The sequence below is a fragment of the Rickettsia endosymbiont of Ceutorhynchus obstrictus genome (assembly GCF_964026565.1).
Lineage (GTDB): Bacteria > Pseudomonadota > Alphaproteobacteria > Rickettsiales > Rickettsiaceae > Rickettsia.
In genome coordinates, this window is the sequence record NZ_OZ032162.1 from 1056060 (window position 1) to 1071985 (window position 15926).

Here is a 15926-nt window from a genome sequence, read left to right on the forward strand (position 1 = left end):
TCAAACTTATATTATGCACCTGACATAGTAGCAACAAAATAAACTTATTTATTAGTTTAAATAACCAAGCATGTTAATAAATAATAATTATATTTAAATAAATATGCTAGACTTTAGCAAATTAAACGAATAGCTATTAAATAACTATGGATCCAATACTTAGCTCCGTACAAGAATATATTAAATCGGGAGAATATTTTGCCGATGCAAAAAAATGGTATAATTTTAAATATGTAACTCCCTTAAGTCAGAGGTCTTTATTACTTTTAACTTGTACTGTTTTCTTGATATTACTTCTAACAATTTGTGTAAGTATTAACGCCTTATTACCGATAAAGCAAAAAGTAAGCTATGCCATACAATCAAAAACGGAAAAGCATACAACGATAACGAATACAAGCCAAACTACGCAACATGATCCTTATACTTCCCTTGTTAATATTATGATTAAAAATTATTTATCAAGACGGGAAACGTATAATTATAATATGATAAAAGAACAGTTTACTTTTATTCAAAATACTTCAACTCGAATAGTTTACACGCAATTTGTTAACTTTATGAATATCGATAACCCTTTATCACCGGTTATGAGATATCAAAAATTATTTAGACGTTCCGTGGTTATATCATCAATTACCAATATTAATGATAATGAAGTAACCGTTATTTTTGAATCATTAGCAAAAAATACTGCCGGTGAAATTTTAGAAAATATGGTATGGGAGGCAACAATAGGTTTTATAATGGACTCAATTAGTTTAGATTTAGCTCCGGGGTCACCATATAATTTTACCGTTACCAGCTATAAATTAAAATTATTAAAAGATAAAAATAAGAAATAATATGAAGCAATTATTGATATTTTGTATATTAATATTCTTTACGCTAAATGTATTTGCCGTTAGAGAATCAAGACCGTTAGGCACTGATCCACGCATAAGGATTATGGTTTATAATCCTGACGATGTTTTTAAGTTTACCGGCTATTACGGCTATCAAGCAAGTATAGAACTTGCAAGAGATGAAGAAATCGTCAGTATTTCTATGGGTGATACTACTTCTTGGCAGATTGTGCCGGCAGGACATCGAATTTTTATAAAGCCTATGGAGCAAGACGCTACCACTAATATGACGCTTATTACTAATAAGCGCACTTACTTTTTTGAATTATATGCAGCGGAAACTCTTGATATGAGAGACCCGGAAATGGTTTTTAACGTAAGATTCATCTATCCCGATGACGAAACGGATAGTAGCGGTCATATGCAAACTTATACGGCATCTTCGGCTAGTCCTGATTTAGCTCACCCCGAAAAATATAACTTTAATTACTCTGTTAGCGGTAACGAAGAAATCGCTCCTATCAAAATTTTTGATGACGGAGAATTTACATATCTACAATTTAGGGATAAAAACGCCGAAATACCGGCTATTTTTGCAGTTGACGAAGCCTTAAGAGAGTCTATGGTAAATTATCGCTTAGCACAGGACAACCCTAACATGATCATTATCGAACAGGTTTTTCCAAAATTATCGATACGCAAGGGTAAAAAAGTCACATGTGTATTTAACGACTCCTTTAAGGCTTATTAAAAGAATCGTTCATTGCAAGGAGCCGTAGGCGTTGTTGCATGGCTCGAATTTTCGATGTCATTCTAGCTAAAAGCGGGAATCCATTTTATATGTCATCCTGAATTTATTTCAGGATATCTTTTAATAGATGCTGAAACAAGTTCAGCATGACATAAGCAAGACTGGATTCCCGCTTTTAGCTAGAATGGCATAGAACAGGCTTTAACTTATAACAACGCCCGCTTGCAATGATGATGTAACTTTATGCACCTTTCAATCTATTTTTTCGCATTAATAATTTTAACATGCGGATTATTTATAATGCTTACCGGTCATAATTATATTCATAAAATTATAGGGCTTGGGGTTTTTCAAAGTTCCGTATTGATTTTTTACTTAGCTCTCGGCAAAATTAACGGCGGCGGAGTCCCTATTCAGCAAGAAGGAATAACCGCTTATTCTAGTCCACTGCCTCATGTATTAATGCTCACCGCTATCGTCGTCGGATTCGCTACTTTATCGGTAGGGCTTAGTTTAATATATCAAATCTTCAAACAATTCGGTACTATATCGGAAGATGAAATTAATTTTAACGATAATATTTAGTTTAAAGAAGAATGATTTTAATAACACAATTCCCGTCTTTACAAATATTATTACCGCTCGCAGGCGCTTTACTAATAATATTTACTTATCAACATATTTTAATCGCTAGGCTAATTGCCGTTAACTGTATTCTTGCAAATCTTATACTTAGTATTTACGGCTTTATTACTATGGACGGACAACTAATATCCTATACTTTTGGGGGATGGGCTTCCTTCGTCGGTATTGAATATCAATTAAATCATTTCAATCAATCTATTATTATCTACCTTAATCTTGTTCTATTATTTTTTTTAGTTTTTTGCCGCAATCTTATTGAAGATACGGTTACAAAATTCATTAACGATAAAAGAAAATCTCTATTTTACTCGGTATTATTATTTGCTCATACGGGGTATTTAGGGATGGTTAGTACTAACGATTTTTTTAATCTCTATGTATTTATTGAAATTTCATCGCTTAGCAGCTACGTTTTAATGGCTCAAGGTAATAACCTCAAATCTTTAGTGGGAGCTTTTGATTATTTAATAATGGGTAGTATCGGCGCAACCTTTATATTAATAGGCATTGGATTTTTACTTAGCTTTACCGGCAGCCTTAATATGCTAGACGTAGCAACCCGTATTCAAGAATATTATAATTCTCGGATAGTAATAGCTGCTATCGGTTTCTTTTTAATCGGGGTCATTCTTAAAACCGCTTTTTTCCCTATGCATTTCTGGATGGTAAGAGCTTATACGGCTACTGCTTCGGTTATTCTAATCTACTTGGCAGGTATCTCTACCGTAATAGGTATTTACATAATATTTAAATTTAGCCGCCTTACGTTAAATTACGATGAAATAGCTGTAGCTATAACAAATTTTATAAGACCGATAGCTTTATTTACTATTATTATAGCCCCATATTTTGCTTTTAAAGCGAAGGGCTTAAAAACTATTATAATTTACTCCGGGCTTACGCAAATCGGTTATGCGTTCCTACTATTAATAACAAAAGAAGGGGAAACAATTTTACCGATTTTTTTAATAGCCGATAGCCTTAACAAAATGGCTTTATTTTTAATTACCGCCTATAATGAAACATATAGTAAGATTATTCATGGCAAAATATCTTGGCGTATTTTAGTAATAATTAGCATAATTTGTAGTGCCGGATTACCCATAAGCCCATTATTTATAATTAAAATCAATATTTTTGATTTACTAATTAGACAAAATTTATGGCTAGATTTTATCGTAATCTTAATAAGCTCGGTAGGATCGCTCTTTTATCATTATAAAATAGTTAAGATATTATTTTGGGAGCGGAGTAATGACATTAATTTAATAAAAAACTCGTCATTGCGAGGAGGTGCATAGCACCGACGTGGCAATCTAGGAAAAAATAGCAAAAAATACTATGAAAACTATTATTTTTTCTAGATTGCCGCGTCGCTACGCTCCTCGCAATGACGAGTTTTGTAATGATTTTGAGCCATGCAACAAGGCTTTCGCTCGCTCGCAATGACGTTGAGATTAAAACCATATTAAATACAACCATGATTGAATTATTTGCCGTACCTAACCTTTTGATATTCTCGACATTACTGGTAGGTATATTAAATTTAACTATTCCTTTTGTCACCAAGGAAGATAGCTTTATCCGTAATTTCCTACTAATTGCGGTTAGTATTTTTTTCTTCGGTAATATTTTAATTATTGATTGGTTATTTTTAAAAGGCATAAGAACAAATATTACCTTTAACATCTCAGGCAATTATTCTATAGGCTTATATCTTGAGCCTCTCGGTCTTATTTTTTTGAGCCTGCTCGGATTTTTATGGATTTGCGCATTACTTTACACACCCAAATATTTAGCAATTAATAATATTGAAAATTCCGATAGGTTTTTATTTTTCTTTAACTTAAGCATTCTTGCCGGTGTTTTTATTGCGCTGTCAGCTAATCTTTTTACGATGTTTATTTTTTATGAAATTCTAACTTTATCTACTGCTTTTCTTATCGGTCATTCCGGCGGAAATAACGTTATGACCGGACTATATAAATACTTAAAAATTCTGATGATTTCAGCGATGCTATTATTCTTACCTGCCATAATAATTATTTACGTTAAAACCGGCAGCGGAGATTTTACTAGCGGCGGCTTTATGGATAATTATTTTTCTAAAAATCAATCTATTATTTTGCTGCTAATGTTTATTTTCGGCATAGCTAAAGCAGCTTTATACCCTGTGCATTCATGGTTACCGGCGGCTATGGTTGCCCATTATCCGGTAAGTAGTTTGCTCCATGCCGTGGTGGTCGTCAAAACCGGTCTGTTCTGCATTTACAAAATTTTAATATATATCTTCGGCTTAACATATTTACAATCAATATTTGAACCTTTTAACTGGCTGATCTTTCTCCCGATAATAACCATATTTTATAGCTCATTCAAAGCTCTTCAAACTGATAATATCAAGAAAATTCTTGCCTACTCAACCATGAATCAATTAGGATTAGCGTTGCTTAGTGCCTTTATGCTAACCCCGAAAGCGTTAGGTGCTGCAACAATGCATCTTGTTTCTCATTCATTTACCAAAATTTGCTTATTTTATAGTATGGGAAGTATTTATAGTTTGAAAAAGACTAATCAAATACAAGATTTAGTCGGAGTAAGCAAGGAACTACCGATGATAGCTTTTATCATATTTATTGCCTCGCTATCATTAATAGGAATACCGATTTTTAGCGGCTTTATTAGTAAATTTTCAATTATACTTGCCGCTGCCGAACAAAATCAAATTCTAGTAATGGCGGTTATAATAATTAGTAGTATATTCTCGGCTCTTTATCTTATAAAAATACTGAGTTTTATCTATAAATCCCCGTCCGAAGAGCAACCGGAAATAACAAAAAAACTACCCTACCCTATGCAAATCAGTCTAGTTATATGTTCGTTAGCTATAATATTATTTTATTTTATCCAAATTTTAATTAAAGAATTTCTAGTATATATTGTATAACTATTGCGTGTAATCAGATTATCTGATAATATTATTATATGATTTTTATGGAGAAACAATATGGCACAAATTATTAGAGCAACAGAAGTAGTACGCTCTTTTTCAGATATTATGAACAGGGTTTATTATAAAGGAGAAAGTTTTGATATTCAAAAAGGACATAATATAGTAGCAAGAATAACTCCAATTCATCCTAAATCCAGTAAAACTACAAAAAATTTACATGAATTCTTTGAAAATGCTCCTAAGCTTGATCCCGATGATGCAGAGCAATTTATAAAAGATATTTATGAAGCACGACAAAAATATGACTTTAAAAAGGATAACAAATGGGATTAATTATCGATACATCAATAATTGTAGCTTTAGAAAAAGGTAAATTGAATCCTGAAGTATGGGGGGCGTATAAACAAGGATATATTAGCCCCGTTACACTAACAGAATTATTAATAGGTGTCGATAGAGCGGATAATGAAAATAGACGTATAAAACGTTTAGCTTTTATTGAGCATATATTAGCTTCACTTCTTATATTACCTTTTGGAGGAGAAGAAGCACGAATATATTCAAAAATTATCCATAATTTATATAAAGAAAGAATAACTCTTGATACTAATGACATGCTAATTGCTACGTCAGCAATAGCCAACAACTACCCTATATTGACTCTAAATGTAAAAGATTTTAAAAGAATTCAGGGGCTTGAAGTGTTAACAGTCCCTTTGAAAGATTAAAATGTTTATCCAAAATAACCGACTATCATTTCTACTAGCCAATTTTGAGTTTATTTTTGATTTCAGTCCGCAAAATAAGTTAATTGCTTTAGCATTTTTAATTATTACAGCAGTTACCGGTTTATACGCGCTTAGTCAAAATAGAAAATTTGAAGCTCTAATTGGCAGTTTATATTGCCTATCTTCGCTTGCTTGCTTATTTGCAGGTGATTTTATTTCTATGATTATCTCTTTGGAATTTATGACCGTATTCGCCTGTATGCTTATTTTTTACGGCGATCGCTTAAATAATATGAAAATCATAAGGCAATATTTTCTTACCCATCTATTTAGTAGCAGCTTGATTCTTATCGGTATTAGCCTGATAATTGCTAAAACTAACGATACAAAAATTATCCCTTTAACAGAACTAGCTAGCAACTACGATTTACCGGCAATATTGATATTCATCGGCTGCCTTATTAATGTCGGTGCCGTATTTTTTACCGGTTGGATAGTTAATTGCTATCCTACCGCTTCCGGTTCGGGGTTCATATATTTAATTAGTTTCACTAACAAAATTGCCGCAATAATTTTGCTAAAATTATTTAGCGGTTTTCTAGTCCTTAAATTCTTCGGCATAGCGATGATCTTATACGGTATAATATATGCTTTAATTGAGCAAAATCTCAAAAGATTATTATGCTACCTTACTATTTCACAGCTTGGTTTTATAATAATAGCTATCGGTACAAACTCTGTTATGGCGACCCGGGCTATTACCGCCTTTCTTTTTATCCATATATTATATAACGGCTTACTTGCTCTATATATCGCTGTACTTAGCGATTCTCAAGATATAAAAAATTATCCCGAACTCAAAAATATCTCGTTATTACAACATCCTATATTATTAATTAGTTTAATATTTAGTGTAGCAATAGCCGCCGGTCTACCGCTATTTGCTACTTTTACTACCAAAATTGCCTTGATGAATTTAATAGAGTGTAATATTAGTTATTACGCTATCCTCTTTTTAAAAATATCTACTTGTATAATATTATTCTCAATATTTCTAGAGCATGGGTTTTTATCACAAAACTCTACTAATTCTACTAAGTTTTTTACAAATTTTAGTCTTTTCATCATGTTTAGTATTACGATGACTATTTGCTTATTATTACCGCAAATATTATTGATTACTTGGCAAGACTATCCGGTTGAGATACTAAGCGCACAGCGATCCGATATAATTAAACAAATAGGTATTATAATAATTTCGGCAATTTCGACTTTAATATTTAGAAAAATCCCAAGATTTTCAACCGAGTATATTAACCTTGATTTATTTCGATTAATCGAGATAACCGCACGGTATTTTGTTAATAGATATAAGACAGAGCCTGTTGACTCCGAAGAAGAAGAGCAATATTTTTACTTAAAGCCTTTCACACAAAATATTTTAAATAAAATAACTATTTTGCATACTCAGCAAACTAGTATATTTACGGTATTGCTGTTATTAATTACTTTAATTTACATATTATTGTAAAAAGCATCTTCGATGTCATTCCCGCGCAGGCGGGAATGACATCTTAGCAATAACAAAAAAATAGAGAATAAAATGAAACAGCCTATTGCCACTAAACAAAATTATAGCTTTGAAATTCACGGACAAACTATTAATGACGAATATCACTGGCTTCGTGATTCTAAATGGCCGGATGTACAAGACTCAAAGATTTTGGAATATTTAAAAGAAGAAAATAAATATACCGAAAATTTCTTTGCTGATTTACAGCTAGAAAAAGAAAAGATTTTTGAAGAGCTAAAAGCTCGTATCAAATTAGATGATATATCTACCTATACTAAAAAAGAAAATTATTATTATTACTATAAGACAGAAGCTGATAAAAATTACCCGATATATTGCAGAAAGCACGGCAGCTTAGAAGCTGAAGAAGAAATAATATTAGACGTTAATATATTAGCAAAAAATCGAGATTTTACGGATGTTGCCTTAGTTGCTATGTCACCTGATCAAAATTTAACGGCTTATAGTGTTAATTTCAACGGTAATGAAAAATACGACATAAAAATATATGATCTTAAAGCACAAAAATATTTACCTGATGAAATAAAAGACGTTAGCGGGTCTATAACTTGGCATGAAGAACTAAACGGTTTTTTCTATATCTCTATTAATGAAAATTTACGTCATGATAAAGTTATGTTTCATCATTTAGGCAATGATTCTGCACAAGATCAATTAATATTTAATGTAACCAATCCACTTCATCAAGTCGATATAGAAAAATCCGCCAGCCGCCAATATGTCTTTATTAACTCAGCCGATTATAATGAAAATGAAGTTTATGTAATTTCAATGCAAGATCATAATTTTATACTGCAACTAGTGCAAACTGCACAAAATGGCATATTCTACGATATCGCTCATAACGGTGATTATTTTTATATCAGAACTAATTTAGATGCTAAAAATTTCCGAATCGCTAGAGTAAAAACAGATAATTTTGAAAAAAGTGATTGGCATGATAATTACATTAAGGAAGAGAACGATAAATATTTATCAAGCTTTGATATTACCAATAATTATTTGATATTAAATTATCGCGATCATGGCTTGCCGCTGATTAAGGTCAAAAATCTGGAGGGCGGCATAGAAAATAATATTCACTTTCCCGATAGCTCATTTACGGCAAGTAGCTATTCAACAAATTTTGACGAAGACGATATTAGAGTAAACTACTCTTCACTCGCAAGACCTACTACTACTTATAGTTATGATTTTAATAAGGATAAATTATCGATATTAAAAGTACAAGAAATCCCTAGTGGTTTTAATCCTGATGAATATCAAGTAGAGCGAATATTTGCCGATAACGAAGGGGTGCATGTTCCGATTACGTTATTTTATAAAAAATCATTATTTAAAAAAGACGGCTCAAATCCTTTATATTTATACGGTTACGGCTCTTACGGGATTAGCCTACCGGCTGCATTTAGAAATACCGCTATTTCTATCGCCGATCGCGGGTTTGTTTACGCTCTTGCTCATATTAGAGGTGGTGATGATCTTGGTCATGACTGGTATGAAGCGGCTAAATTTTTAACTAAAAAAAGAACTTTTGAAGATTTTATAGCTTGTACTGAGGCGTTAATCAAAGAAAAATATACTAGTAAAAATAATATAGTGATTATGGGAGGTAGTGCCGGCGGTATGTTAATGGGCTATGTTATCAATGAACAACCGGAATTTTATAAGGCGGCTATTGCACATGTGCCGTTTGTTGACATACTTAATACCATGCTTGATGAAAGCCTGCCGCTAACGCCGATCGAGTTTAAAGAATGGGGTAATCCTAAAGATATCGAATATTTTAATTATATCAAATCTTACTCCCCTTACGATAATGTAAAACCCCAAAATTATCCTGCTCTATTTGTAACTTGCGGTCTATCCGACTCACGAGTAGGATATTGGGAAGCGGCAAAATGGGTGGCAAAACTCCGCACTAATAAAATAGATAATAATATTTTACTGTTAAAAACTAATATGGACGCAGGTCACAAAGGCGCATCCGGTCGTTTTGATTACCTTAAAGAAGCCGCCGACGAGCTAGTTTTTATTTTTAAAATTTTCGGTATAAACAATTTAGACTAACGCGAACTATGGATAAGTTTTTAAGCTAAAACTTATCCATAGATCGAGTCACCCCTGTATTGACCAGAGGTGCTCACAGAACCGTACGTGAGACTCTCGCCTCATACGGCTCTTTGTGGATTTGAGGCAATGTTGTACCTCTTTGACATAATATTAATTAATCCTTCTTTAATTAGCTTAGTTGTTAATTTTTTTTTATGTCGCTCCACATGCAGCCCTTCGCTCCACTCCCATTACAGAAGCTTCTTCACTACTACAACTGCATCTGCCTCAATAGCTGGAAAGTGCTATTGATTCCCAAGTTCCATATCTGACCCTAATTTATGTTCGTACTGCCTCCTGTGCCGCTCGCCGATAGCTCAACTATTGTATGACAGTTAGCTAACTTATCCCTTCAGCCCCCAAAAGCCAAAGGTTTTGACAGAGAACTTAACCCTCTTTCGACACTTAATTACAGCAATTCACTTTCGTTTACCTACATAAATCTCACATGACCCTTGCGGGCCTTTTCCTTAACGCTCACTACCATATTCCTTAGAATACAGCAGCTTAAGGTTGTTTGGAATCTGCTCATACCAGCTCGATTCCGGTGGACCTTCCACCATGTCAAATACAGCATTGCATCCTCTTCTTCTGATTCTGCATTCTTGGCACACTTGGGGTTAAGGTATATTTGTATTTAAGTTTTACAGAATGATATTTTTAAAAATGGTGATTTGAATCGACTCGCATATTATTAAAATTAATTTGTAGTTCCTGCTCTAAAATTTCATATAATTTAATATCGGTTTTTGTTTGCCAAATACCTAATTCATAAAAAAAATGGTAAGGACCGCTAATAGGCGAAGATAACCAAATTTCCTTAGCCGCACTATGCTTGTTAATTACAAAAATACCTTTATCGGTAATTAGATTTAAAATATCACCCTGAAAATCTACATCTATGAGGCAATTTTTATCTTCCGTTTCAATTATATCGGCTATCAAACTAATTGTTTTTTCCGCTATTTTTGCAAATTCGGTATTTTCCATTATTTCATTATTATTAAAATTAATCATTTATATTTATTATATCTGTCGGCAGTATTTCTATTTGCGGTGTTTTAATAATCAAACTTTTTCTGTAGCTGTCTACATGCCTATTATGATCAGCAATATTATTAGAAAAATTATGTCCCCCTTTACCGTCGACCACAAAATATAGTGAGGTAATTTTAGCCGGATTTACTACCGCTTCTAGCGATCCCTTGGAAGGACAACAAATCGGACCGGGCGGCAGCCCTTTGATATAATAAGTATTATACGGTAATTCTTGTAGCAAATCTTTTCGAGTTAAAGACCTACCTAACTTAACTTTTCCTTCGGTTAGTGCATATATCGTAGTCGGGTCGGCTTGTAATTTCATATTTTTCCGAAGACGATTTAAGAATACTGCAGCAATCATAGGTTTCTCTAAATTTGAACCGGCTTCTTTTTCAATTATAGAGGCAAGCGTCAACACTTCAAGCCTAGTTTTTAACGGCGAATCCGGTGAAAGCTTGGCCATAGTCTCATCTAAATTAAAAGACATTAGCTTTCTCATCCTATCAATTATTTGTTCTTTCTGATCACCGTAAGAATAAAAATAAGTTGAAGGCATCAAAAAACCTTCAGGAATAATACCTTTTATCTCACCTATTAAACGATCTTCTTCATTAATCTTTTTTACGATTTCACTGACCCACACCCCTTCGGGAATAACTAACTTATGTATGATGGATTTGCCGCTTGCTAAAATTTTTAAAGTTTGCAGCGGAGAGATATTACTCGTAAAAATATATTCACCGCTTTTAAGCGGATTTTTTAAAGAATAAAGCTTGGCAATGATTGTAAATAGTTCCGGATATTTGATTATATTGTTATTATAGAGCTTTGTAACAATTTGATTTACGGAAAGTTTAGGCTCAATAATTAATGTTTTATTTTCAGGCAACGATCCCGGCACAAAAAGATAAAATATACTAAAATTTAAAAAAGTAATAAATAAGATTAGCAATAAAATTATAAAAGTAAACTTAACTTTCAACGTTTTTTTTAACATGGTAACTGTATATATATTAACAATATTAACACAAAAAACCCGTCATTACGAAGAGGCATTGTTGCGTGGATGGTTAAAAGCACCTTTGATGTCATTCCCGCGCAGCATTGTTGCGTGGTTCCAAATCCCCCGTCATTGCGAGGAGGGACGTAGTCCCGACGTGGCAATCCAGGCTATCCCGAATATAATGAGGGATTTAATTAGAATGCCACGCCGCTTACAGCGGCGACCTTGTTGCATGGCTCGAATTTTCGGTGTCATTCCCGCGCAGGCGAGAATCCGGACTTTTCTTTGTCATGCTGAACTTGTTTCAGCATCTATATCATTTGATCCTGAAATAAATTCAGGATGACTATGTTTTTCTGGATTCCCGCCTGCGCGGGAATGACATACGGCACTTTTTTAGAGCCATGCAACAAAGCACCTTCACGGAAATGACATCAAAAATTTGAGCCATGCAACAACGCTGCGCCGGTGCCGGAATGACATCGGAAAAATTTACTAAAAACGCACTTCTTAAACTGACACTTATACGCCACGACATGACAATTTAAGCGATTTTAACTATAGCTGATTTATTTCCTCTAAGCTTAATTTAGTTACTTTTGCTACAACCATAGGGGGCATTCTTAATTTTATTAATTCTATAGCAACATCTTTCAATATTTCTTTATTATTAGCGGTAATAAATGCATTCGTTATATTAGCTTTATTTAATTCTTCGTCCGGTAAATCCATTTTTTTAGGTCTAATTTCATTCAAGCGCGCCGGAATCGTAATAATGTAATTTGCTTCGGCAAAACGATTTAAGGTAAGAACAATTTTACCGTAATGAGCGCTAATTATTTTTTGTATCCCTTCAGAGCGAATTTCATTTATCGTATTATATGCAGGACGTATCATTTTTCTAATATCTTCTTGAGTTAAAGTAGAGTTTTTCGCGATAATTAAAATTTTTATTGCATCACGTTTAAGTTGTTGAGAATTATTCAATGATTCAAGGTCATATTGTAATTCACTATCTTCAATTATTACCGAAATATTCGGCGTAGAAGAATTCATGACGGCATGATTAAAGCAATCAAAGAGTGTTTCTTTAATCAGCTTCGGATCAAGCTGTATTTCTGTTAATTTACTTTCAAAATCAATCGGTATTTCAAGATTAGAATAACCGTGAAGTTTTTTATATTCACTAATTACATTTTGTAGAAAAGGTTGAAATTTTATTTTTTCAGGAAAAATTTTAATTTTATTTTTTATTTGAAAAATTACGGTATCTAAATACTCTGCTCCGGATTTTAGTTTTTCTACAATAGTTACCAATTCATGTTTTATATTTTTTAAATTGTTGGGATTTTGATTATGTAACTCCTGCTCTAAGTTATTAATTTGTCGATGAATTGATTTAAATACCGCTATACATTGATCATCAAGGCGGGAGATAAAATCTTCACGATAATTTGCAAGTTTTATCAACTCTAACTGTTGTTGTTTATTATTATCGTTAAGGTAATTTCTTATTGTTTCAGCTATTTCCTCATTCTGTTGTTTCGGTTTAAGGAAAATAATTATTACGGTACCTATCAAGAGAAGAGCATATAAAATAAATTGATTATATTCTATAACCATTTTAACATTACCGCCCATATAACGGGAGTATACTTCAATAGCCAAATATACTCCCGATATAATCATTATAAAAGCAATATTCCACCGTATTATAATTGCCGCTACTACAATATTTAATATAAATATTGTAATTTGTAAGTGTGAAAAGTTGCTTAATAAAACAAAGAAAGTACTACAAACTATCAATAAGTAAAAAACCGATATATACCATGCCGGTCTTATAATAATATTATTTTTAAGGCTAATCGGCCAAATCGGATAAGTCAAAAAGCTAATAGAAAGAATTAACATACTTTCAAAGAAAAACAATAATGTTTTATTACCTATTATATTTGTTACGGAATACATACTGCTGATAGTCGAAACTATACAGAATACTCCGAAGCCTGTATAAATTAACTCATTTTTAGGCGCATTTTGGTTAAAAAACGTTACAATATTAAATTTCTTAACAGAATTAATTACCGTATTAAACTTATTTGTCGATCTAATAACAGGCTTCTTTTTTTTCCATCCTCCGGGTTGCTTTAGTAAATAATGACTTCCCATTAAAAATATGAAATTAACTACCATACCGGGCAGAATACTATCGACATTTGTAATATCCATAAAATATATTCGCCATATTATAACAGCGATAAGACCCGCTCCCATTCCTATAAATACGGATTTAGTTGAGGTACGAAACCCAAGTATTGCAAGGATAAGAGGAACATCGATAATAGGGATATAAAAGCTTTGCGTCATAAAAACAAGCGGCAATAAATCATATTCTAGCAAGGCCAAATATATGGAAATAATGCCGAGTGTAATAGAAATAATTTTAGATAAAACTAGTTCATTTTTAAATTTAATATTTAACGGACCGCAAAAATCGTGAGTTAAAAGTACTGAGGAAGCATTTATATTTGAATCGGCCGTAGACATACACATCGCGACAATTCCTATTAATATAAAGCTTTTTAATCCCGTGTGAGAATATTGACCTATTATATATTGAACCAAAGAAGTCGGCTCAAGGTTAGGGTCTATACTATATAGTAAAAAGGCAATCCACGCCATGCCGAGTAAAATTACCATCAATATAAATGCAGAAACGGTAAAAGCTTTTTTTACCTGCGGTATATTTCGTCCCATCGCTACCCTTTGAAACATCACAGGGTTAATATCCGGCAAAGAAAATAGTATAAATAATAATAATAATGACCAAAAATTTGGATTTGAAAAACCCCAAAATTGTTTGTAGTCAAATATTGGGCTGGTTAATGCATTGGCAAAAGTAAAATTAGGTTGGCTATTAAAATCACTCCATAATATAAATCCTAGAACCGGTATTAATACCCCAAAAGTAAAAAATTGTATTATATCGGTGAAAGTAACGGACTTAATACCGCCGAAAGCAGAATAAATTATTACTATGCTAGCTGCTAAAAAAATCGGCGTATTACCGGATAATCCAACGAAATTTTTAAGAACTTCGCCGAAAACTTTAAATTGAACGGCTATAAAACCTGCAGACGCTATAGTACCGGAAATAGCCGAAATAATACGAACATTTTTACCGTATAATTTTCCCATTGATTCCGCAACTGAAATGCTACCTAAAAACTCCCCCATTTTAGGAATAAATAAATATGCATTTAAAAGCAGACAGACTACCATACCAAGACAACCAATGGTGTAATGTAGCCCTGTATTATAAACTTCCGCTAAAGTAATAAAGAGATAATCCCCGCCGATCCACGTAGCGATTATAGTAGAAACTAAGGCACCCGTGCTAAAATTTCTTCCGCCAAGTGCATAATCTTCTATAGTTTTAACTTTTCTACCGTGATAAAGACCAAACGATAAGTTAACTAATAAAAAACTAAGAAAAATAATCGTATCTAAATTCCAATTAATATTCATGCATAATTCTCCTGATAAAAATTTGCCGTCATTATACTAGTGTGTCATTCTCGCATAACGTTGGCGTTGTTGCATGGCTCGAATTTTCGATGTTATTCCCGTAAAAACGGGAATCCAAGCCTTACTTATGTCATGCTGAACTTGTTTCAGCATCTAATTACCCAAATATCCTGAAATAAATTCAGGATGACTTAAAAGTATTTTTTCTAGATTCCCGTTTTCAAGCGTTGTTGCATGGCTCGAATTTTTGCAAAGTGTTTCGGTGTCATGCCGTGGCTTGACCACGGCATCCAGTCTTTTTATTAAGGTTTTTCTGGATACCGTGGTCAAGCCCACTACTGTACGAACGTTGAAAAAAGGCTGTGTCATGCCGTGACTTGATCACGGCATCCAGGAAAATAAAGCCATATTAGACTTATTTTAGAATCTTTTTATGATATTATAAGCTGGATTCCGTGGTCGTAGCCACGGAATGACAGAATTTTTACCTCTTTATTTAAATGTTCGTACAGTAGTGGGTCAAGCCACGGTATGACACCGTACTTATAATAACCATAATACGGTAAATTATTAGCCATGCAACAGCGCCCCGCCTGCACGGGAATGACATAGAACGTGCTTTAACCTATCCACTTACAGTAATATTAATTTAATTTTTAAGCATAAATATTAATAATTTATATAAAAAAAACAATCATTAATTGTAAGTATTACATAAAACTT

At 33.0% G+C, this 15926-nt stretch carries 16 protein-coding genes; 10 read left to right on the plus strand and 6 right to left on the minus strand.

Annotated elements, in window-relative coordinates:
* Nucleotides 1-146: 146 nt before the first annotated feature.
* The 9 genes from AAGD64_RS05920 (at nucleotide 147) to AAGD64_RS05960 (ending at nucleotide 9586) form a co-directional block, all read left to right on the plus strand.
* Entirely contained in the window at nucleotides 147-845 is a 699-nt protein-coding gene (locus tag AAGD64_RS05920) for a virB8 family protein (protein ID WP_253307575.1), read from the plus strand.
* 1 nt (nucleotide 846) lies between these two features.
* On the plus strand, nucleotides 847-1596 hold the full coding sequence (gene virB9 / locus AAGD64_RS05925) for a P-type conjugative transfer protein VirB9 (RefSeq protein ID WP_253307574.1): 750 nt from the start codon (nucleotides 847-849) through the stop codon (nucleotides 1594-1596).
* A gap of 243 nt (nucleotides 1597-1839) precedes the next feature.
* Nucleotides 1840-2181 (plus strand): Na+/H+ antiporter subunit C, encoded by a 342-nt coding sequence (locus AAGD64_RS05930; protein ID WP_253307573.1) that lies wholly within the window; start codon nucleotides 1840-1842, stop codon nucleotides 2179-2181.
* A gap of 11 nt (nucleotides 2182-2192) precedes the next feature.
* On the plus strand, nucleotides 2193-3542 hold the full coding sequence (locus AAGD64_RS05935) for a proton-conducting transporter membrane subunit (RefSeq protein WP_341792733.1): 1350 nt from the start codon (nucleotides 2193-2195) through the stop codon (nucleotides 3540-3542).
* 179 nt (nucleotides 3543-3721) lie between these two features.
* Complete coding sequence (locus AAGD64_RS05940; RefSeq protein WP_341794169.1) at nucleotides 3722-5188, plus strand: proton-conducting transporter membrane subunit; 1467 nt, start codon at nucleotides 3722-3724, stop codon at nucleotides 5186-5188.
* Nucleotides 5189-5248: 60 nt separating this feature from the next.
* Complete coding sequence (locus AAGD64_RS05945) at nucleotides 5249-5527, plus strand: antitoxin (protein ID WP_253307571.1); 279 nt, start codon at nucleotides 5249-5251, stop codon at nucleotides 5525-5527.
* Nucleotides 5518-5922, plus strand: a complete 405-nt coding sequence (locus tag AAGD64_RS05950; protein WP_253307570.1) for a PIN domain-containing protein — start codon at nucleotides 5518-5520, stop codon at nucleotides 5920-5922. Before AAGD64_RS05945 ends, AAGD64_RS05950 begins: the two co-directional genes overlap by 10 nt.
* A gap of 1 nt (nucleotide 5923) precedes the next feature.
* A complete protein-coding gene (locus AAGD64_RS05955; RefSeq protein ID WP_341792734.1) occupies nucleotides 5924-7453 on the plus strand; it encodes a proton-conducting transporter membrane subunit in 1530 nt (509 codons plus the stop codon).
* Between the two features lie 72 nt (nucleotides 7454-7525).
* Complete coding sequence (locus AAGD64_RS05960) at nucleotides 7526-9586, plus strand: S9 family peptidase (protein WP_341792735.1); 2061 nt, start codon at nucleotides 7526-7528, stop codon at nucleotides 9584-9586.
* Nucleotides 9587-10288: 702 nt separating this feature from the next.
* On the opposite strand, the gene cyaY is transcribed toward AAGD64_RS05960, so the two are convergent.
* On the minus strand, nucleotides 10289-10618 hold the full coding sequence (cyaY, locus tag AAGD64_RS05965; protein ID WP_253310027.1) for an iron donor protein CyaY: 330 nt from the start codon (nucleotides 10616-10618) through the stop codon (nucleotides 10289-10291).
* A 19-nt stretch (nucleotides 10619-10637) separates the two neighbouring features.
* Nucleotides 10638-11666, minus strand: a complete 1029-nt coding sequence (mltG, locus tag AAGD64_RS05970; RefSeq protein WP_341792736.1) for an endolytic transglycosylase MltG — start codon at nucleotides 11664-11666, stop codon at nucleotides 10638-10640.
* Here mltG and AAGD64_RS05975 point away from each other — a divergent pair.
* The gene (locus tag AAGD64_RS05975) at nucleotides 11665-12018 is read left to right on the plus strand and encodes a hypothetical protein (protein WP_341792737.1); all 354 of its coding nucleotides are present in this window, start codon (nucleotides 11665-11667) and stop codon (nucleotides 12016-12018) included. The two genes, mltG and AAGD64_RS05975, sit on opposite strands and share 2 nt — an antisense overlap.
* Here the strand turns inward: AAGD64_RS05975 and AAGD64_RS05980 are convergent, their stop codons facing one another.
* The 4 genes from AAGD64_RS05980 to AAGD64_RS05995 form a co-directional block, all read right to left on the minus strand.
* Nucleotides 12019-12210 carry a hypothetical protein gene (locus AAGD64_RS05980; protein ID WP_341792738.1) on the minus strand — a complete coding sequence of 64 codons (192 nt, stop codon included), beginning with the start codon at nucleotides 12208-12210 and terminating at the stop codon, nucleotides 12019-12021.
* Nucleotides 12211-12230: 20 nt separating this feature from the next.
* Complete coding sequence (locus tag AAGD64_RS05985; protein ID WP_341792739.1) at nucleotides 12231-15203, minus strand: sodium:solute symporter family protein; 2973 nt, start codon at nucleotides 15201-15203, stop codon at nucleotides 12231-12233.
* Nucleotides 15204-15356: 153 nt separating this feature from the next.
* Nucleotides 15357-15572 carry a palindromic element RPE4 domain-containing protein gene (locus AAGD64_RS05990; protein WP_410526066.1) on the minus strand — a complete coding sequence of 72 codons (216 nt, stop codon included), beginning with the start codon at nucleotides 15570-15572 and terminating at the stop codon, nucleotides 15357-15359.
* 62 nt (nucleotides 15573-15634) lie between these two features.
* Complete coding sequence (locus AAGD64_RS05995) at nucleotides 15635-15781, minus strand: hypothetical protein (protein WP_341792740.1); 147 nt, start codon at nucleotides 15779-15781, stop codon at nucleotides 15635-15637.
* Nucleotides 15782-15926 lie beyond the last annotated feature (145 nt).

Bases quoted from the DNA above. Each gene is read 5' to 3' on its own strand.
- AAGD64_RS05955 (WP_341792734.1), top strand. From the start codon at position 5,924: ATGTTTATCCAAAATAACCGACTATCATTTCTACTAGCCAATTTTGAG.
- AAGD64_RS05940 (WP_341794169.1), top strand. From the start codon at position 3,722: ATGATTGAATTATTTGCCGTACCTAACCTTTTGATATTCTCGACATTA.
- AAGD64_RS05975 (WP_341792737.1), top strand. From the start codon at position 11,665: ATGGTAACTGTATATATATTAACAATATTAACACAAAAAACCCGTCAT.
- AAGD64_RS05985 (WP_341792739.1), bottom strand. From the start codon at position 15,203: ATGAATATTAATTGGAATTTAGATACGATTATTTTTCTTAGTTTTTTA.
- AAGD64_RS05935 (WP_341792733.1), top strand. From the start codon at position 2,193: ATGATTTTAATAACACAATTCCCGTCTTTACAAATATTATTACCGCTC.
- cyaY (WP_253310027.1), bottom strand. From the start codon at position 10,618: ATGGAAAATACCGAATTTGCAAAAATAGCGGAAAAAACAATTAGTTTG.
- mltG (WP_341792736.1), bottom strand. From the start codon at position 11,666: ATGTTAAAAAAAACGTTGAAAGTTAAGTTTACTTTTATAATTTTATTG.
- AAGD64_RS05945 (WP_253307571.1), top strand. From the start codon at position 5,249: ATGGCACAAATTATTAGAGCAACAGAAGTAGTACGCTCTTTTTCAGAT.
- virB9 (WP_253307574.1), top strand. From the start codon at position 847: ATGAAGCAATTATTGATATTTTGTATATTAATATTCTTTACGCTAAAT.
- AAGD64_RS05960 (WP_341792735.1), top strand. From the start codon at position 7,526: ATGAAACAGCCTATTGCCACTAAACAAAATTATAGCTTTGAAATTCAC.
- AAGD64_RS05930 (WP_253307573.1), top strand. From the start codon at position 1,840: ATGCACCTTTCAATCTATTTTTTCGCATTAATAATTTTAACATGCGGA.
- AAGD64_RS05995 (WP_341792740.1), bottom strand. From the start codon at position 15,781: ATGGCTAATAATTTACCGTATTATGGTTATTATAAGTACGGTGTCATA.
- AAGD64_RS05920 (WP_253307575.1), top strand. From the start codon at position 147: ATGGATCCAATACTTAGCTCCGTACAAGAATATATTAAATCGGGAGAA.
- AAGD64_RS05990 (WP_410526066.1), bottom strand. From the start codon at position 15,572: ATGACACAGCCTTTTTTCAACGTTCGTACAGTAGTGGGCTTGACCACG.
- AAGD64_RS05950 (WP_253307570.1), top strand. From the start codon at position 5,518: ATGGGATTAATTATCGATACATCAATAATTGTAGCTTTAGAAAAAGGT.
- AAGD64_RS05980 (WP_341792738.1), bottom strand. From the start codon at position 12,210: ATGTCGTGGCGTATAAGTGTCAGTTTAAGAAGTGCGTTTTTAGTAAAT.